At 69.9% G+C, this 17,571-nt stretch carries 15 protein-coding genes; 5 read left to right on the top strand and 10 right to left on the bottom strand.

Annotation, left to right across the window (positions count from 1 at the left end; translation table 11 throughout):
- Positions 1-30 precede the first annotated feature (30 nt).
- Together OHA88_RS39420 and OHA88_RS39415 are read left to right on the top strand one after the other, a co-directional pair.
- Positions 31-1,998, top strand: a complete 1,968-nt coding sequence (locus OHA88_RS39420; RefSeq protein ID WP_328629054.1) for a phosphocholine-specific phospholipase C — start codon at positions 31-33, stop codon at positions 1,996-1,998.
- A gap of 157 nt (positions 1,999-2,155) precedes the next feature.
- Positions 2,156-3,007, top strand: coding sequence for a GntR family transcriptional regulator (locus OHA88_RS39415; RefSeq protein ID WP_326632783.1), 852 nt, complete (start codon positions 2,156-2,158; stop codon positions 3,005-3,007).
- A 33-nt stretch (positions 3,008-3,040) separates the two neighbouring features.
- On the opposite strand, the gene tmpA is transcribed toward OHA88_RS39415, so the two are convergent.
- From tmpA to OHA88_RS39395, 4 genes are all read right to left on the bottom strand, one after another.
- Positions 3,041-4,675, bottom strand: a complete 1,635-nt coding sequence (gene tmpA, locus OHA88_RS39410; RefSeq protein ID WP_328629053.1) for a 2-trimethylaminoethylphosphonate dioxygenase — start codon at positions 4,673-4,675, stop codon at positions 3,041-3,043.
- Positions 4,676-5,091: 416 nt separating this feature from the next.
- Positions 5,092-5,976, bottom strand: a complete 885-nt coding sequence (locus tag OHA88_RS39405; RefSeq protein WP_328629052.1) for a hypothetical protein — start codon at positions 5,974-5,976, stop codon at positions 5,092-5,094.
- Between the two features lie 82 nt (positions 5,977-6,058).
- Complete coding sequence (locus OHA88_RS39400; protein ID WP_328629051.1) at positions 6,059-6,940, bottom strand: ABC transporter substrate-binding protein; 882 nt, start codon at positions 6,938-6,940, stop codon at positions 6,059-6,061.
- 159 nt (positions 6,941-7,099) lie between these two features.
- The gene (locus tag OHA88_RS39395) at positions 7,100-7,726 is read right to left on the bottom strand and encodes a GNAT family N-acetyltransferase (protein WP_328629050.1); all 627 of its coding nucleotides are present in this window, start codon (positions 7,724-7,726) and stop codon (positions 7,100-7,102) included.
- Between the two features lie 198 nt (positions 7,727-7,924).
- On the opposite strand from OHA88_RS39395, the gene OHA88_RS39390 reads away from it, so the two are divergent.
- Both OHA88_RS39390 and OHA88_RS39385 read left to right on the top strand, forming a co-directional pair.
- The gene (locus OHA88_RS39390; protein ID WP_328629049.1) at positions 7,925-8,281 is read left to right on the top strand and encodes a YciI family protein; all 357 of its coding nucleotides are present in this window, start codon (positions 7,925-7,927) and stop codon (positions 8,279-8,281) included.
- On the top strand, positions 8,281-9,582 hold the full coding sequence (locus tag OHA88_RS39385; RefSeq protein WP_328629048.1) for an RNA polymerase sigma factor: 1,302 nt from the start codon (positions 8,281-8,283) through the stop codon (positions 9,580-9,582). Before OHA88_RS39390 ends, OHA88_RS39385 begins: the two co-directional genes overlap by 1 nt.
- Positions 9,583-9,589: 7 nt before the next feature.
- Here the strand turns inward: OHA88_RS39385 and OHA88_RS39380 are convergent, their stop codons facing one another.
- The gene (locus tag OHA88_RS39380) at positions 9,590-10,483 is read right to left on the bottom strand and encodes a LysR family transcriptional regulator (RefSeq protein ID WP_328629047.1); all 894 of its coding nucleotides are present in this window, start codon (positions 10,481-10,483) and stop codon (positions 9,590-9,592) included.
- Positions 10,484-10,563: 80 nt separating this feature from the next.
- Here OHA88_RS39380 and OHA88_RS39375 point away from each other — a divergent pair, with 80 nt between their 5' ends.
- Positions 10,564-11,814, top strand: coding sequence for an MFS transporter (locus OHA88_RS39375; protein ID WP_328629046.1), 1,251 nt, complete (start codon positions 10,564-10,566; stop codon positions 11,812-11,814).
- A 67-nt stretch (positions 11,815-11,881) separates the two neighbouring features.
- Here OHA88_RS39375 and OHA88_RS39370 read toward each other — a convergent pair whose 3' ends face one another.
- From OHA88_RS39370 to OHA88_RS39350, 5 genes are all read right to left on the bottom strand, one after another.
- Complete coding sequence (locus OHA88_RS39370; protein WP_267006883.1) at positions 11,882-12,199, bottom strand: cupin; 318 nt, start codon at positions 12,197-12,199, stop codon at positions 11,882-11,884.
- Between the two features lie 79 nt (positions 12,200-12,278).
- A complete protein-coding gene (locus tag OHA88_RS39365) occupies positions 12,279-13,901 on the bottom strand; it encodes a glycoside hydrolase family 13 protein (RefSeq protein WP_328629045.1) in 1,623 nt (540 codons plus the stop codon).
- Positions 13,902-14,016: 115 nt separating this feature from the next.
- Complete coding sequence (locus tag OHA88_RS39360; protein ID WP_328629044.1) at positions 14,017-14,967, bottom strand: carbohydrate ABC transporter permease; 951 nt, start codon at positions 14,965-14,967, stop codon at positions 14,017-14,019.
- 13 nt (positions 14,968-14,980) lie between these two features.
- The gene (locus OHA88_RS39355; protein ID WP_328629043.1) at positions 14,981-15,940 is read right to left on the bottom strand and encodes a carbohydrate ABC transporter permease; all 960 of its coding nucleotides are present in this window, start codon (positions 15,938-15,940) and stop codon (positions 14,981-14,983) included.
- An 87-nt stretch (positions 15,941-16,027) separates the two neighbouring features.
- Positions 16,028-17,452, bottom strand: coding sequence for an extracellular solute-binding protein (locus OHA88_RS39350; protein WP_267006880.1), 1,425 nt, complete (start codon positions 17,450-17,452; stop codon positions 16,028-16,030).
- Between the last annotated feature and the right edge of the window lie 119 nt (positions 17,453-17,571).

Raw genomic sequence — 17,571 nt, 5'->3', positions numbered from 1 at the left:
CCCGAACGATCCTAAGGACTTCCTTTCCCCATGACTGAGATCAGCCGCCGCGCCTTCATCGGCACCGCAGCAGCCGGAGCGGCCGCGGCCGGACTCCCCGGCACGGCCATAGCCTCCGAGAACCACAACCGGCACGGAAGCATCAAGGACGTCAAGCACGTGGTCGTCCTGATGCAGGAGAACCGCAGCTTCGACCACTACTTCGGCACGCTGAGCGGCGTGCGAGGGGTCGACGACCGCCAGGCGCTCGCCTTCCCCAACGGCGACTCGGTCTTCCGTCAGCCGCACCGCGGACGCGCCGACGGCCACCTGCTTCCTTTCCGGATGGACACCACCAAGTACAACGCGCAGAACGCGGGCGGTCTGCCGCACGACTGGGAGACCGGCCACACCGCCGTCGACGGCGGCGCCATGGACAAGTGGGTCGCGGCCAAGGGTGAGCGGACCATGGGCTACTTCAACCGCGAGGACATCCCGTACCAGTACGCGTTGGCCGATGCCTTCACGGTCTGCGACGGCTACTTCTGCTCGCTGAACGGGCCCACCGACCCCAACCGCCTCTACCTCTGGTCCGGAACCGCCGGACCCGGCACCGACGGCACCACCGGCCCGTTCACCGACAACTCGGTGGTCACGGGCAATCCGGTGGCCGACTGGACGACGTACGCCGAGCGGCTGGAGGAGGCCGGCGTCAGCTGGCGCGTCTACCACAATCCGGACGGCACCGACGACCGGTACGGCGACTACGACGACAACGCGCTGTCGTACTTCAAGCAGTTCCACGCCTTCCCCAAGGACGACCCGCGTTACATCAACGCGATGACGAAGTTCGACCTGACCGCCTTCGACAAGCACTGCAAGGACGGCACCCTGCCCACGGTCTCCTGGCTTGTGGCGCCCTACCTGTTCTGCGATCACCCGGATGCCAGCCCCGACTACGGCGCCCACTGGGTGAACACGGCCCTGCAGTCGCTCTTCGCCAACCCGGATGTGTGGGAGCACACCGTCTTCCTGTTGATGTACGACGAGAACGACGGGTACTTCGACCACGTGATCCCGCCGTTCCCCGAGCCGGGCACGAAGGACGAGTTCGCGAGCGGCAAGGCCTTGGGCCTGGGCAGCCGGGTACCCCTGTGGGCCGTGTCGCCATGGTCGCGCGGCGGCTGGGTCAACTCCCAGGTGTTCGACCACACCTCGGTGCTGCGCTTCCTCGAACGCGTCACCGGTGTGCAGGAGCCCAACATCTCCGAGTGGCGACGCACGGTCTGCGGCGACCTCACCACCTGCTTCGACTTCACCCGGCCCGACTACACCATCCCCGTCCTGCCGGACACGGTCGCGCTCATGGCCAAGGCCGACGCCAACAAGAACCTGCCCGCGGTCAAGGTGCCCACCGAGCAGACCATGCCCGCGCAGGAGAGGGGAAAGCGACCGCACCGCGCGTTGCCGTACCGGCCGTGGGCCGATGTGTCGGTCGACCGGGCCACCGGCAACGTCACCTGCACGATGACCAACGAGGGCAGCGTCGGCTTCCACTTCACCGTGCTGCCGAACATCGCCCTGCCGTTCGTCGGCACGCCGTTCACGGTCCCACCGCGCTCGTCCCGTACCTACGTGTGGGACGCCACGGCGACCGACGGCCGCTACGACTTGTCCGTGCACGGTGCCGACGGCTTCGTCCGCCGTTTCTCGGGCACCGTCCTCCGCGAGGGACAGGACGACGTGGCAGTTCCGTCGGTCCGGGCGTCACTGCGGCACGCCGGGCGGTCGAAGGATGCCTCGATCGAACTGGACCTGCGCAACGACGGCGGCACCGAGGTGGCCTTCACGATCACACCGAACGACTTCGCCGGCAAGGAGCAGGCCGTCTGGGTCCGTCCGGGCGGCCACTCCCGGATGACGTGGCCCACTGACGACGGGCGGTACGACGTCACCGTCACCGCAGGCACCGGCACCCGCTTTGCCCAGCGTTACGCGGGAACCGTCCACACCGTGTGAAGCGGGGCGGGACCAGGTGACGATCGCAGTGCCGACCCGGTCCCGTCCCCGGCCCACACTCTTCGCGACACGCCCCTGGCCCGGGGCCGCGGTGGATCGGGAAGCGGCCGCGCCACCTGGCCGCTCTGCCGGGTGGCGCGGCCGGTAGGGTCTGGTGATGTTCGGCCAGAAGGCCTCACGACACAGCAGCGGCCCAGGAGACATGGTGCAGGAGGAGCACGGCACCCCGGACAGAGATCTTCGCTACCGCAGGGTTGCCGCCGAACTACGCGAGGCGATCATCGCGGGCGAGTACGCCGCCGGTGCGAAGCTACCGCCGGAGGGAACACTCGCCGAGCGCTACAACGTCTCCCGGGGTACCGTCCGGCACGCGCTGGCCGTGCTGCGCACGGACGGCCTGGTCACCTCGCGGCGCGGAACGCGGCGTACGGTGCTCGGTGGCCCGCGGGCACAGAGTTTCTCGGAGCTGCTCAGCTTCACCAACTGGGCCCGCTCCACCGGCGAGACGCCGGGCGGCCGGGTCGATCGCGTGGTGCGACGGCCGGCCGAGCCCCTCGATGCAGAGCAACTGGGCCTGGAGGCAGGGGCGGAGGTATATCTGGTGCTGCGCCTGCGGACCTTGTCGGGAGAGCCGGTCATGGTCGAACGGTCGATCTACCCGGCCAGGGTGGGCGCCCTGGTGGCCGAACTGCCGCCTGACACCGTCTCGCACACCGAAGCCCTCGTCATGCAAGGGGTGCTTTTCACCGACGCCGACCACACCATCGACCTCACGTGGGCCGACGCGGACGACGCCCGACTCCTGGACTGCCCGGTCGGGCAGGTGCTGCTGCGCGAGAGGCGCCGCACCACCAACCCGGCCGGAGTGCCGGTGGAGTGGTCCGAGGACCGCTACCTGCCCGGCACCATCGCCTTCACGGTGCACAACTCCGTGGCCACCTCGACCTTGGGTCGGCGGCACAGCCCCCGCACGGTACCGGTCGGCACCGACGGGCCGCCGGCTGCGTGACGCGTCGCGGCACCGGCGGCCGGGACCTGTGGCCTAACCCCGCAGCAGTGCGGTGAGCAACGGAAGGAAGTGCTCGAACGGCGGGGTGGGTGCGTCCGGATCCTTCGCCTCATCGTCCCAGCGGCGGACGGCGACCGCGTCGGCCGCGCCCGGCAGGGCGGCGAACTGCGCCACCTGTGCCGGGGACATCACGCCGCCCTGGACGCGCAGCGTGTACTGCGACGCCTCCGACAACCGGTTGTGGTACCCGGGTTCCACAGCACACAGGTACCGTTTGGCGGCCACGTGCAGGCGCACCGGCTCGGTGACTGCGGGCCCGAACCAGCGGGCCAGCAGGTCGGCTCCCGAGTGGCTGTGCCGGTTGTCGGTGCCGGACATCAGTTCGTGGCCGGTCACGGCGCCCGCGAAGTGCCCGACGTCGTGCAGCAGCGCCCCGGCCACCAGGTGCGGCGGGGCGCCGTCGGCCTCCGCCCTCGCACCGGCCTGGAGCATGTGCTCGGCCATGGAGACCGACTCGCCCAGATACTCCGCAGACCCCGGTCCGGCGAACAACTTGGCGAGCGGCTCCAGGGTGTCCGCGCGCCGCAGCACCGCCAAGGTGCTCGCCAGACCGTCCAGATCGGCGTAGCAGCCCTGGAGGTGGCGTGCTCCGTCCTGGGCGAAGGCGGTACGGGCGTGCAGCAGCCGGGTGTTGTCGAACACCAGGCAGTCGCCCGGCGACAGCCGCAGGTCCAGTTGCAGCTCGGGGCGGAGCAGCAGTTCCGCGAACGTGCGGTAGGCCGCGTAGAACGCCTCCACCTCGGCGGCGGGCAGCCGGAGCGTGCCGATCGAACGGTTGTTGAACCGCACCTCGCGCACCCGGCCGAGGGGGTCGGTGCCGATGAGCGGACGGTCGGCTCGCAGTTCGGTTCCCGCGTCGCGGAAGACGAACGGCACGGGCGTACGGGTGAGGGCGTCGAAGGCCTCCGGATCCTCCTCCCGCAGCAGCGCGGCCGCGGCGAAGCCGTCGACGAGACCCGAGTCGCCGCCGTCGGCGTCGTTGACCAGGCAGTGGAGCAACTGGATCGTCGGGACGGGATCGCGGTACGGGTTGTCGGTGTGCGGCGTGATGCGGGCCGATGTGAAAGCGAGGTTGTTCGGGTCGGGCTCGACGCGTACGTCGAAGAGCTTCCCGTAGTTGGTCTCGCGGACGTAGCCGAAGGTCTCCGCCACGTCGAGCACCTGTCCCTCGCGCTCCGGTACCCCGCTCAGCAGCATGAAACCCAGCCGCAATACGGAATCCAGCATGCGGGCCCGCACACCCGGCTCGCCCAGATACTCGTCCCAGCCCGCTTGCGGCAGCCGTCCGGTGAGGTCGCCGGCCTTCCACAGTTCCTTTCGGTCGTCGGTGCGCCGGTCGCCGGTCGCCGGCCCACCGGGCCGGTTGGCCTCCAGCCAGATCAGCGGGTAGGTCGAGCGGTGTCCGTCGGGAGCCCATATCACCTCGACGGCAGGCCCCTCTGCCGCGTCCGTGTCGGTCACCGTGTCGAGCCGGAGCGCGGCGGGCAGCGCGCTGATCTGGAACAGCTTCTGTCCGGAGCGCGGATCGCGGCAGTCTGCGCACGGGCAGTTGTCGCGAAGCCACATCACCGGAAAGTCGTCGATCGGGAAGGTGGGCAGGGCCGGCACGGTCACTCCTCGGGTCAAAGTTGTATAGCCAACTTTTTCGACCGTCACAGGCGGATACGACCGGAACATGATCGCAAGGTGTCTGCCGGGCCAACCCCCGTCGGAAAGCCGACCCGGGCGCTGCGTCGGCGCGCCGGTGAGCGCGGCGCCCCGGTCCGCTCCCGGCACGGAAGCCCGTTGATCACCGTGCGGTGGCCGGCCCCACAACCGCGCCGCTGAGCGAACTGGGGCAGATGCGCCATCAGCCGAGCCCACTCGCCGTTCGTCAGATCTCCCCTCCCCGTGGCGGACACGACGCCCCCGCCCCGGGGATGGTCACGTGATCCGCCGGACCGGGCCCCGGCGCCGTACTGCGCCGGTCCGGCGCTCGATGACGGACCTCGGCCCCGTCATGAGGGCTCGGTACGCCGGACCGGTCATCGGCATCCCATGTGCTGTTTCATGGCGGGCCATGCCTCCACCCCGTCGGAGGTCCGGACATAGACCCTGGACATGTCGTCCGTCAGCCACAGTTCCCAGTCGTCGAGGTGGTAGCCCGTGGATCGGGCACCGGCGGGCATCGCCACATCCCCGTCGTACGTCGACGTGAGCATGCCCGAGGACAGGACGCCCTCAGGATCACGCGCGTACACCTTCCGGTCGGCCGAGCCCTCCCCTCCCGAACCGGCGCCCCATTCAAGGAAGTCCGCCTTCTGCCAGTCGCAGTGCGCCGAGCCTGCCGAGCTGCTCACCTTGGACACGGGCACCCGGCGGCCGTTCTTGTCGGTCCAGACCCGGTACGGCTGCTTGTCCGTATAGCTCGACGGCAGCTCCGCCGGGTCGCACGTGGCCGTGGTCTCCGGACCCCAGCCCGGGCGTCCCTTGCGGTCCTTGGCGACGATGATGGCGATCTTCGTCCTGCGGTCCACGTCGAACGAGTACAGGACCCGGTCCGCTTCCTTGCGTTCCACGCGGTAGCCGTACTGCGGCAGATCGGGCTGCTCGATCTCGAAGTGCAGCTTCAGCCCTTCCTCGGGTGTCGCCCCGCCGTCGCCCTTGCTCCAGGGTTCGCTGCCACCGCCGGAATAGATGTCACCGTCGCACTCCAGAGCGCGGCCGGCGGCCCCCGATTCCGTCCTCCTCGCCTGCGGGGTGTCGCCTTCGGCGTTCGGGTGAGGCAGGTAGAGCGGGCCGCTGTAGGGCGTGGCCGGTCGGTTCCCTTCGGTCACGAGGTCCTCGGGGACACCCTCGCCGCACGCCACCGCCGACAGCGCGGTCAACAGGACCACCGCTACCGTTCCGCCCACCCTGCTTCTGTTCATGTCCCACCCCTGTCCGTGCTCGGGCCTCAGCCCGTGCTGATTGCCGGTCGGACGTACCGGGCGGTGCAGTGGTTCCGGCGCGCTAACGGCCCTGCGCTGCGTCGACAGCGTCCGCCACGAGCGTCAGGAACCGCGCATGGGCCTGTGGACTGCAGAGCGGTTCCGGATTCCACGGCACCACTGCGGCCGCCGGCTCCAGCGCCGACCGGGCCGCGTCCGACCGGAGCCGGTCCAGAGGTGTGGCGTTGGACCGGATGTCGGTGAGCAGGATCCCGGGCCGCAGGGCCATCACCTCCGGCCAGCCGACCGTCGACCAGTTGGCACCGGGCCCGGCTGCCGGTTCGAGGACGTCGACGCCCAGCTCCGTCAGCACGCGCAGCTCCGGCCACATGCCGGGACGGGCAAGGTGCGCCTGGTCCTGTCCGGCCGGTGACAGGGCCAGCACCCGGGGCCGGGACGGACCGGCGGCGAGGTTGCGCAGCCGGTCCCGGGCGGCAGCCAGGTCCTGCGTCGCCGTCGGGGCCTCGTCGGCGCCGAGCGAGCGGGCCAGCTCGGCGAACCGGTTGCCGATGTCGGCGAGGGTGCGCGCCTGGCCCACGTCGACGACAACGACCGGAACGTGTCCCTCCAGGTGTTTGGCGGTCTCGGGGGCGAGCCCGTAGACATGCCCTCCCCCGTAGCTGACGGCCACGACGAGGTCCGGCCCGCCTCGTAACAGGGTGTCCACGTCGAGGTCGCTGCCCGCACCGAGGTACTCGACCTCGGTCAGCGGCAGGGAGCCGGTCTTCGCACGGTCGGGCTCGTCGCCGTCGTGGCCCGAGCCGAAGATCCCCCACGGATGTATCCCGTAGTCCCACAGCGTGGCGCCGGCCTGGACATAGGCGAGTACCTTCGACGGGCGCCGCTCGGCTGTCGACAGCTGCCCACGATCGTCGGAGAACTGCCACACGGTCTGCTCCCTCACGCCACACACCCCTCTGTACCGGCTGCCTCGCCCCTGTTCCGGGCTCGTAGACCAGTACCTGCCCAGCTCTTCGGCGCGACACCCCTGCCGAGCGGAGTTCCCGGCCACTTGTCCGGCGTCGGTGGGACCGGCGCGATCAGCCGGTGTGCACGCGGCGCCTCAAAGGTCCGCTGCGGTACTGCGCCCCAGGTAGGTGATCGGCCCGGGGTCCGGAACGTCGATCTCCTCGAAGCCCAGCCGGTCGTAGAAGGCCCTGGCCGGAGTGTTCGCCGTGACCATGGAGAGATGAACGGCTTCCACGCCCTTGGCGTTCAGGGCGGCCAGGAACGTCCGCATCAGCGCCCTGCCGTACCCCTTCCGCTGCCATGCGGGCAGCAGATCGATGTGCAGGTGGGCAGGGTGGGCGGCCACTTCGGGGACGATCATCCGTTCCGGGTTGTGCAGGAGGGCGACCATCTCCTCGCTGGGGGTCCGCGGCGCGCCGTCGAGCTGCGGGAAGCGGTCCTCGACGAGCGGCAGCCACTGCTTCCGGAAAGCGGCGACGAACTGCGGCGTGTCCGCGGTCCCCAGGATGTAGCCGACCGCCCGGCCCGCACCGTCGTCGACCACGAACGTCAGGTCGGGTTCGAGGTACGCATAGGGTGCGGCGAAGATCGAGGGCATCAGGTCGAGGTCCGGATACAGGTGCCGGGAGTCGCCGCCGTTGTCGGCCGTCCGGACACAGATGTCCGCAAGGGCCTCACGGTCGTCGGGGTGGTAGGCCCGTAGGCCGGCAGGCTTGGTCATCGCCCCATCCTGCCGGGACTGGGAGCGCTCCCACAAGACTCTGTGCGGCAGCGTCCCGGGGGTCGCGAGCGTCCCGGGGTGCTCCCCGGAAAATTTTCTCGGAACACCGATGTGTCTTGTGTCGATCCGGGCGGACGCCGTTCGTATAGAGGGTGGGACGTCGGCACGGTGCCGACGTCGTACTCGAGGAGGCACACCATGAAGCACTACCTGCTGAGCGTCGTCACGCCCACCGACGGCGAGCCGCCCGCCCCCGAGGTGCTGGAAGGGATCATGCGGAACGTGGGCGTCTTCCACCAGGAGCTCCAGGAGGCCGGGGCCTGGGTGTTCGCGGGCGGACTGCACGCCCCGAGCACCGCCACGATGGTGCGGCCGAAGGACGGGTCCACACTGATCACCGATGGGCCGTACGCCGAGGGGAAGGAGTATCTGGGCGGGTTGTGCATCATCAAGGCGCCCGATCTGGACGCCGCTCTCGACTGGGGCCGCAAGGCCGCGCGGGCGATCACCCTGCCCGTCGAGGTCCGGCCGTTCGAGGGTGAAGTGGAGGGCTGATGCCCGATGCACCGGGGCCGCCCGGCGCCGCCGAAGTGCCCCGCACGCCGGACGACGCATCCGACGACGCACCGGCCGTACCCACCGCGTACATCGAGCGCCTCTTCCGCGAGGAGTACGGCCGCGCGGTCGCCGTGCTCGTCCGCGCCTTCGGCGACATCGACATCGCGGAGGAAGCCGTCCAGGAGGCGTTCGCCACCGCGCTGGAGCGGTGGCCGTCCGCCGGGCTGCCGCCCGCCCCGGCCGGCTGGATCATCACCACCGCACGCAACCGGGCGATCGACCGCCTGCGCCGTGAGGCGTCCCGCGCCGACCGCCAAGCCCGGGCGACGTCGGCGCAGGCCCTGAACGCCCGCGACGAACCGGCCGAGGAGGGGCCCGTGCACGACGACCGACTGCGGCTGATCTTCACCTGCTGCCACCCCGCACTCTCCATCTCCGCGCAGGTCGCGCTGACCCTGCGACTGCTGGGCGGGCTGACCACCTCGGAGCTCGCGCACGCGTTTCTGGTCCCGGAGCCGACCATGGCGCAGCGGCTGGTGCGTGCCAAGGGCAAGATCCGTGACGCCCGGATCCCCTACCGGGTCCCGGCCGACGCGGACCTTCCCGACCGGGTAGGGGCGGTGCTCGCCGTGGTGTACCTGATCTTCAACGAGGGGCATACGGCGAGCTCGGGCGAGCGTCTCGCACGCGAGGATCTCTGCACGGAGGCCATCCGTCTCGGCCGGCTGCTGGCCGGTCTGATGCCGGACGAACCCGAGGTGCTGGGCCTGCTCGCCCTCATGCTGCTCACCGAGGCGCGCCGCACCGCCAGATCGGGCCCGGACGGCACACCGGTGTCCCTGGCCGACCAGGACCGCAGCCGGTGGGACCGTGCGTTGATCGACGAGGGGCAGGCGCTCGTACGCCGGTGTCTGCGCCGGAACCGGCCCGGCCCGTACCAGATCCAGGCGGCGATCAGCGCGGTGCACAGCGATGCGCCGACCGCGGCGGCGACCGACTGGGGGCAGATCCTGCGGCTCTACGACCAGTTGCTGGCGCAGGCGCCGACTCCGGTGGTGGCGCTCAACCGTGCCGTCGCGGTGGCGGAGGTCGACGGACCGGGTGCGGCGCTCGTGCTCGTCGAGGAGCTCGGGCTCGACCGCTACCACGTGTTCCACGCCGTGCGGGCCGACCTGCTGCGACGGCTGGGCCGCTGCGCCGAGGCGGCATCGGCGTACGACGCCGCCATCGCCCGGACGGGCAACGCCGCCGAGCAGGAGTTCCTGCGGCGCCGCCGCCGCGCGCTGCCTCCTGCCTGAGGGGACGTCACGGCCGGTCGGCGGCAGCCTCCGTATCGATACCGAGCCCGGTCAGGAACGCCGCGGCCGCGGGGGTGGGACGGAACCGGCTCCAGACCAGGCGTTCCGTCCGGGCCGGGGCATCGCGCACCGGCAGCACGGTGACTCCTGCCAGTTCGGCCGCGAACGCGGCAGGCAGCAGCGCGACGACCAGGCCGCTGCGCACGAGCCGGACGATGAAGTCGGTCCCGCTGACCTCGAAGGCCACCACGCGGGTGAGCCCCGACGCCTCGAACGCCTCCTCCGACTGGGCGCGGGCCGCGGTGCCTGCCGGGTAGTCGACGAACGTCTCCGCCGCCAGCCGCTCCAGACCCACTTCGGCCTCACGCGCCAGCGGGTGGGTGGGAGCGACCACAGCGGCGAGCTCGCCCCGGGCGAGTTCGTGATCGCTCACGCCCTTCGGCCGGTAGCTCGGCAGCACACCGAGGAAGGCGACATCGAGCGTGCCGTCCTGCACTTCCTGGACCAGATCCTTGCTCGGCCCCTCCTTGAGGTCGATACGGACCTTCGGATGGCGGAGGTGGAACTCCCGCAGCGCGGCCGGGATGTCGACCGCGCAGAGCGTCGGGATCGCCCCGATGGCGAGGCGCCCGCTGACCTCCCCCGCCGCTGCCGCCACCTCGGCGCGGGCCCGTTCCGCCGCATCCAGGGCCTGGCGGGCCGCGGGCAGGAACGCCTCACCTGCTGCGGTGAGCCGGACATGACGGCTGGTGCGGTCGAACAGCCGGGCCCCGAGCTCCTTCTCCAGACGCGCGATCTGATGACTCAGCGCGGACTGGACGACCAGGCATTTCTTCGCGGCGCGGGTGAAGTTCCGCAGGTCCGCCACCGCCACCACGTATCGCATCTGCTGAAGCTCCATCCATCCATCGTGAACCACGATCGATCGAATGAAAAACATGTGTTGGACTCATCAGTGGCTGCACCCCGAGGCTGTGGGACATGGCTCATTCCGCACACGCGACACACCACGGGACGCGGCGCCCCGACGTCCCGACGACCGCCCCGAAACCGCTGCCCGTGCTCGGGCGCGGGCTCGCCGCTCTGATGGCCGTCGCAGCCGGGCTCTCGGCCGCGGGCAACTACTTCGCCCAGCCCCTGCTCGACGTGATCGAGGCAGACCTGCACATCGGTGTCACGGCGGCGGGGCTGATCGTGACCGCTGCCCAGGGCGGGTACGCGCTGGGCCTGATCCTGCTGGTGCCGCTCGGGGATGTCATGGAGCGCCGCCGGCTCGCCGTGGGCCTCTTCGGTCTCACCGCGCTCTTCCTTCTGCTGACGGCCGCGGCCCCCAGCGGCCCCCTGCTGATTGCGGGGACGGCTCTCACCGCGCTGACGTCCGTCGGCGCCCAGGTCGTGGTGCCGTTCGCGGCGGCCCTTGCGGCTCCGGCCGCACGCGGCAGGATCGTCGGCGTCGTCATGTCCGGTGTCCTGCTCGGCGGACTGGTCGGCCGACTGGCCTCCGGCGCGCTGTCGGAACTCGGCGGCTGGCGCACCGCGTACTGGATGAACGCCCTGCTCATGGCGGCCATGGCCGTACTTCTGCACCGCAACCTGCCCCGGCTGCCCGGGGCGGGCGCCGCCATCCCGATGCCCTACGGCGGACTGCTGCGCTCCACCCTCTCGCTGCTGCGCGAGGAGCCCCTGCTGCGCATGCGGTCAGCCGTCGCGGCCTTCTCTATGGCCTCGTACAGCGTGCAGCTCACCGCGCTGACCTTTCTGCTGACCCGGCCGCCCTTCGGCTGGAACGCGGCCGCGATCGGGCTCTTCGGTCTGCTGGGCGTCATCGGCGTGGTGGGTATGAACGTCGCGGCCAGGCTCGGTGACCGCGGCCGCGTGCAGCTGGTCTCCGGAGTGTCGGCCTGCCTGCTCACGCTCTCCTGGCCGCTGCTCCTGGCGGGCGAGTCCTCGCCGCTGTGGCTCGCCGTAGGCGTGATCTCCCTGAACGTGGCCCAGCAGGCGGGGCTGAACAGCAGCCAGTACGTGATCTACGCGCTCCGCCCCGAAGCCCGCAACCGGATCAACTCCGGCTTCATGACCCTGTTTTTCCTGGGCGGGGCGGCAGGCGCCGCACTCGCCTCGGTGGTCTGGTCGCGCGCGGGCTGGACCGGCATCTGTGTCCTGGGCGGTTCGCTCGCCGCGGGCAGCCTCGTGCTGTGGGTGTGGGAGCGGGTACGCGTACGGACGCGGTGACGCCGTCACGGACGGTTCCGCGCCGGGCGCGCCGTGGTCCCGCCGGGTCCCGGAGCGGTGGCAGGGGTCAGTCGTTGACCGCGGTCAGCAGCACCACCGCGTCCTCCAGCGCCAGCAGCCCGTGCCGTTCGTGCGGGATGGGCTGCAGTCCTCCCGCGGTCAGTTCCACGTCGCCGGAGGCCGCGGTGAGGCGGACGGCCCCGCGCAGGACCTGGAGCGAGGCCGCGGGCGGCGCGTTGTGCTCGTCGAGGGCCGAGCCCTCGGTGAGCGCGATGACCGTCTGTCGCAGCGGCTCCTGTCGCAGCAGCAGGTGGGCGCTGCGGCCGTGCGGGGACGTACGCGCGGCGGCCAGATGCTCGTCGGCGAGGGCGTTGAGATCATCCATGTGCCCACTCTGCCGCAGCCCCGAGCCCGCCGCGATCCGCCCGCGAACCCGCGTGTCGGCCGGTGGGTACGCGCCTGGATCAGCCCCGTAGCCAGGCCGCGGTGTCCTGCGGGAGCCTCCCTCCGTCGGCCGGCGGGCCGCTGATGAGCAGGACCTCGGTGTGGCCGGGGAGTTCGATGGGCTCCTCGGCCAGGTTGACGATGCAGATCAGCCGGTCGCCGCGGGTGAAGGCAAGCACCCCGGGCTCGGTCGGCAACCACTCCAGCTGCTCCCCCGGTGTCCCCGAGCTGCCGAAGCCGGGCGCGGTGCGGCGCAGCCGGAGGGCCGCGCGGTACAGGCTGAGCATCGAGTCCGGATCGGCGCGCTGCAGATCGGCGGCGTACGTCGCCCAGTCCGCGGGTTGTGGCAGCCAGGGCTCGACGGTGGATCCGAAACCGGCGTACGGCTCCTGTGCCGACCAGGGCAGCGGCACCCGGCATCCGTCGCGTCCCGGGTCGGTCCCGCCGGAGCGGAAGTGCATCGGGTCCTGGATCCGGCCGCGGGGGATGTCCGCTTCCGGAAGGCCCAGCTCCTCGCCCTGGTAGAGGTAGGCCGCGCCCGGCAGGGCCAGCGAGAGCAGCGCCGCGGCGCGCGCCCGCCGGGTGCCGAGTCCGAGATCCGTCGGGGTGCCGAAGGTCTTCGCCGCGAAGTCGAAACCGGTGTCCTCACGTCCGTAACGGGTGACGGTCCGGGTCACATCGTGGTTGCACAGGACCCAGGTGGCGGGGGCACCGACCGCGGCGTGCTCGGCGAGCGTGTCGTCGATGGCGGAGCGAAGCCGTCCGGCGTCCCAGGGGCAGGCCAGGAAGTTGAAGTTGAAGGCGGTGTGCAGCTCGTCGGGGCGCAGATAGCGGGCGAACCGCTCGGCGTCCGGGAGCCAGACCTCTCCGACGAAGATGGCTCCGTACTCGTCGGCGATGGCGCGCCAGGAGCGGTAGATGTCGTGCAGTTCGTCCCGGTCGATGTAGGGGTGGGGGTCGCGGCCCTCGACGAAGTCGGGCAGGGCGGGGTCCTTGGCGGGCAGGGCCGCCGAGTCGATCCGTACACCCTCCACACCTCGCTCGAACCAGAAGCGCAGGACGTCCTCGTGTTCCTGACGGACCGCCGGGTGAGCCCAGTTGAGGTCGGGCTGCTGCGTGGCGAACAGGTGCAGGTACCACTCGCCGTCGGCGAGCCGGGTCCAGGGCGTGCCGCCGAATTCCGAGACCCAGTCGTTGGGCGGGATCTCGCCGTCCGCGCCGCGTCCGGGCCGGAAGTGGAAGAGCTCCCGCTCGGGGCTGCCGGGGCCGGCCGCGAGGGCGGCCCGGAACCAGACGTGCTGGTCGGACACGTGGTTGGGGACGATATCGATGATCGTACGGATGCCCAGTTCACGGGCCTCGGCGATCAGCTTCTCGGCCTCGGCGAGGGTGCCGAAGGCGGGGTCGATGGTGCGGTAGTCGGCCACGTCGTATCCGCCGTCGGCGAGCGGCGAGAGGTACCAGGGGGTGAACCAGAGGGCGTCCACGCCCAGTTCGACGAGGTAGGGCAGCTTGGCCCGTACCCCAGCGAGGTCGCCGGTGCCGTCACCGTCGCCGTCGGCGAAGCTGCGTACATAGATCTGGTAAATAGCGGCGTCGCGCCACCAGTTCACGGTGGGCTGGGACGGACGGTTGGCTGCCACGTGGCGTTCCTTTCGGGCAGGTGGGACTCCGCCGCCGGCCCCGGACAGCGGGGCGCTGGATGGGAGAGCCGACGGCGGAGCGCTGGGGAGGAGAAGGCTGCTGCAGTGGGTGGCTCTAGCCCTTGAGGCCGCCCGCGGTGAGTCCGCTCATGATGTTGCGCTGGAAGAGCAGGAAGATGAGCAGCGTCGGGATGGACGCGATGGTGAGTGCCGCGATGAGGACGTTCTCGGGGACACCGCTGGCCAGCGAGTAGATGCCCACGTTGAGGGTCTGCTTGCTGGGGTCGGGCAGGGTGAGCATCGGCCAGAGGAAGTCCTTCCAGACGCCGACGATCGCGAAGATGGAGACGACGCCGAGGATCGGCCGGGAGATCGGCAGCACCACGGAGCGCAGGGTGCGCAGGGGCGTCGCCCCGTCGATCGCGGCTGCGTCGAGGAGTTCGCGCGGGATCGAGTCGAAGAACCGCTTCAGCAGAAAGATGTTGAAGGCATTGGTGACGGACGGCAGCCAGATCGCCCAGGGTGAGTTGAGCAGATTGCGCTGCACGATCGGCACGTCGAGAACGGTGAGGTACTGGGGTACGACGAGGACCGTGGCCGGGATCATCAGCGTGGCCAGCATCATGCCGAGGATGACCTTGCCGAAGACGGGCCGCAGCTTGGAGAGCGAGTAGGCGGCGGCGACGTCGAAGAGCAACTGGAAGGCGAGCGCGCCGAACGCGTAGTACAGGGTGTTGAAAAGGAGCCGGCTCAGGTCCATCACCGTCCACGCCCGGGAATAGTTCTCCGTGTGGACCGACGTGGGGAAGGCGGTCGGCGGGCTCTGCACGACTTCCTGGGTGGTCTTGAGTCCGCCGGTGACCATCCAGTAGAGCGGCCCGAGGAAGGCCACGGTGAACAGGGCGATCACCACGCCGAACACGATCCAGTAGACGGTCCTGCCGCGGGGCCGGGCGAGCTGGGCCGGTGAGATCAGAGTGCGCTGGCGTCCCAGGTCGGCGGCGCGCCGTTCGGCCCTGCGCTGTCCGGGCACGCGCCGTCGGGAGACGAAGGCGTTCGATGCCATGGTCGGGCCCCTCCTAGTCTTCGCTGCTGCGGCTGAGTCGTACGTACACCGCGGAGAAGCCCGCGAGGACGACGAGCAGGACGAGTCCGAGGGCGGCCGCACTGCCGTAGTTGTTGAAGTTGAAGGCGTACTGGTAGATCAGGTAGACGACGGTCGTGGTGGAACCTTCGGGGCCCGCACCGTTGGTGAGGAGGAACGGCTCGGTGAAGACCTGCATCGTCGCGATGATCTGCATCAGCAGGAGCAGCGAGAGGATGAGCCGGGTCTGCGGGACGGTGACGTGCCAGACCCTGCGCAGCAGTCCCGCGCCGTCCAGTTCGGCGGCTTCGTACAGTTCGCCGGGGATCGACTGGAGTGCGGCGAGGTAGATCAGGGTGGCGCCGCCCATGTTCATCCAGGTGGCCGCGATGACGACGGAGAGCATCGCGGTGTCCGTGGACTGCAGCCACTGCTGGGCGGGGAGGTGGAAGACCTCCAGGATGCGGTTGAAGAGTCCGTAGCCGGGATCGTAGAAGTATTTGAAGAGCAGGACCGAGGCGACCGGTGGCAGCATCACCGGCAGATAGACCAGTAGCCGCAGGTAGCCCTGACCGTGCCGGAATTCGTTGAGTACGACGGCGACGACGAACGGGACCAGGAAGCCCAGCAGCAGGGCCAGGCCGGTGAAGAGCAGGGTGTTGCGCCAGGCCTGCCAGAAGGCCGGGTCGTTGACGACGTAACTGAGATTGGACCAGCCGGCCCAGGTGGTCTTTCCGTTCTCGTTCTTCTGAAAGGCCAGGATGAATTCCCGGACCATCGGGTACCAGGAGAAGAACGAGAAGCAGAGCACCGCCCCGATCAGGAAGCCGTGCGCCGAGATGTTGCGGCGCACGGCTCGTACGAACTCCTCGCGGGCGGAGTTCGGGCGGGCGGGGCCCGGGTGTCCGTGGCGTGGCCTGGTCGCCTTGCTGGTGGACAGGGTGGGGGCCGACATGGTGTCTCCTCGGTGCCGGTGTACTTCAGACGCGGATGGACGGGCGGGGGCGGGGCCGGGTTCGCGTGACCCGGCCCCGCGCGTCCGTCACTGGTTCGCCAGCACCTGGTTGACCTGCTTCTCGGCGTCGGAGAGCAGCTTGTCGATGTTTGCGTTCTTGTTGGTCAGGACGCCGGACATGGCGTTGTCGAGGATCTTGTAGATCTCCTGGGCCTTCGGCGGCTCGGCCTTGCCGGTGACCGGGTTGTCCATGAAGGCCTTGAAGTTCTCGACCGGCATCGTGGCGTTGGCGACCCGTTGTGCGTCGTCCTTCGTCTTGGTGTCGCCCAGGAAGAAGTTCGGCTGCGGCAGTCCGACGGGCAGCTGGTCGGCCTTGGTGCGTGCCCAGTCGAACTGACCCTTGCCCTGGGTGAGGTTCTTGAAGTTGAGCCAGGCGACGGCGGCCTTGATCTGGTCGGGCGAACTGCCCTTCTTGATCATGTAGTTGTTGCCGCCGAAGAGCGTTCCCTTGGCGCCGGGGATCGGGCCCATGCCGAAGTTCTCGTACTTGGCGCCGAGCTGCTGGACCATGTACGTGATGTCGTCGGGCGCGGCAAGGAACATGCCGAGCTTGTCGCTGGCTATCTGCTTCTGCAGATCGCCCCACTTCAGCAGCTGGGTCTGACCCATGCTGTTGTCCTCCCACCGCATGTCGTGCAGCTGCTGGAGAACCTGCTTGCCCGTGTCGTCGTTGAAGGCGGCCTTCTTGCCGGTGGAGTCGACCACGTCCCCGCCGAGGGAGTACTGGGTGGCGGTGAAGTGCCAGCCGCCTGTGTTGGCCGCGCTGTACTCGCCGTAGCCCGCGATGCCCTTGCCGAGTGCCGCGATCTTCTTGGCGGCGGCCCGGACCTCTTCCCAGGTGGCCGGCGGTGTGTCCGGGTCGAGACCGGCCTGGGTGAAGAGTTTCCGGTTGATCATCAGGCCCATGGTGTAGTTGCTGGTCGGCAGGGCGTAGAGCTTGCCGTCCTTGCGGGCCACGTCGAGGACTTGCGGCTGGATGTCCTTCAGAGCCGGGACCGACTTGTCGGTGACGTAGGCGGAGATGTCGGTCGCCCCGTCGTTGTCCAGTACCTGTTCGAGGTCGGTGAAGTACGCGTAGAAGACGTCGGGCTGCGACTTCGCCTTGAGCATGGCGGTGAAGCGCGGCGGCTCCAGGCACTGACCCGGGGTGGACTTTCCGTTGATCTTGACGTTCGGGTACTTCTTGTTGAACGTCTTGATGTCCTCGTTCCACTCCCGCAGTTCCGCGGCCTTCGCGGCCGGCGGCATGCAGTCGATCGAGAGGGTCACCTTCGCCTTCGGGTCCAGCGGAGCTGACGGGTCGGACGAGCCGCCGGAGCCGCCGCCGTTGTTGTTGTCGCTGCTACTGCTCGTACCGCATGAGGCGAGAGCGGTCAGGGCGAGTGCGGTGACGAGGGCGGCCGCGGAGGTGCGGCGTGTACGGCGATGACTGCGGAACCCAGCACTTCTCATCGATGGTCCCTTCGGGCATGGGCGTGGAAGTCCCTCGGCCGGCTCTCTGCCGGGGCGCGGCACACTCAACCACCGCTGACATCCCTGCGCAATATCTCGCGCAGTTTTCGTAAAAGTTT

This window comes from Streptomyces sp. NBC_00353, from assembly GCF_036108815.1.
Classification (GTDB): Bacteria; Actinomycetota; Actinomycetes; order Streptomycetales; family Streptomycetaceae; genus Streptomyces.
Note: the sequence above shows the minus strand (reverse complement) of the source record. Positions and strands in the feature narration are given on the sequence as shown.

What these genes read in the sequence shown, in the direction of transcription:
- OHA88_RS39360 (WP_328629044.1), bottom strand. Translation starts at nt 14,967, where the DNA reads ATGGCATCGAACGCCTTCGTCTCCCGACGGCGCGTGCCCGGACAGCGC.
- OHA88_RS39415 (WP_326632783.1), top strand. Translation starts at nt 2,156, where the DNA reads ATGTTCGGCCAGAAGGCCTCACGACACAGCAGCGGCCCAGGAGACATG.
- OHA88_RS39370 (WP_267006883.1), bottom strand. Translation starts at nt 12,199, where the DNA reads ATGGATGATCTCAACGCCCTCGCCGACGAGCATCTGGCCGCCGCGCGT.
- OHA88_RS39380 (WP_328629047.1), bottom strand. Translation starts at nt 10,483, where the DNA reads ATGGAGCTTCAGCAGATGCGATACGTGGTGGCGGTGGCGGACCTGCGG.
- OHA88_RS39350 (WP_267006880.1), bottom strand. Translation starts at nt 17,452, where the DNA reads ATGAGAAGTGCTGGGTTCCGCAGTCATCGCCGTACACGCCGCACCTCC.
- OHA88_RS39385 (WP_328629048.1), top strand. Translation starts at nt 8,281, where the DNA reads ATGCCCGATGCACCGGGGCCGCCCGGCGCCGCCGAAGTGCCCCGCACG.
- OHA88_RS39420 (WP_328629054.1), top strand. Translation starts at nt 31, where the DNA reads ATGACTGAGATCAGCCGCCGCGCCTTCATCGGCACCGCAGCAGCCGGA.
- OHA88_RS39355 (WP_328629043.1), bottom strand. Translation starts at nt 15,940, where the DNA reads ATGTCGGCCCCCACCCTGTCCACCAGCAAGGCGACCAGGCCACGCCAC.
- OHA88_RS39375 (WP_328629046.1), top strand. Translation starts at nt 10,564, where the DNA reads ATGGCTCATTCCGCACACGCGACACACCACGGGACGCGGCGCCCCGAC.
- OHA88_RS39390 (WP_328629049.1), top strand. Translation starts at nt 7,925, where the DNA reads ATGAAGCACTACCTGCTGAGCGTCGTCACGCCCACCGACGGCGAGCCG.
- OHA88_RS39405 (WP_328629052.1), bottom strand. Translation starts at nt 5,976, where the DNA reads ATGAACAGAAGCAGGGTGGGCGGAACGGTAGCGGTGGTCCTGTTGACC.
- OHA88_RS39395 (WP_328629050.1), bottom strand. Translation starts at nt 7,726, where the DNA reads ATGACCAAGCCTGCCGGCCTACGGGCCTACCACCCCGACGACCGTGAG.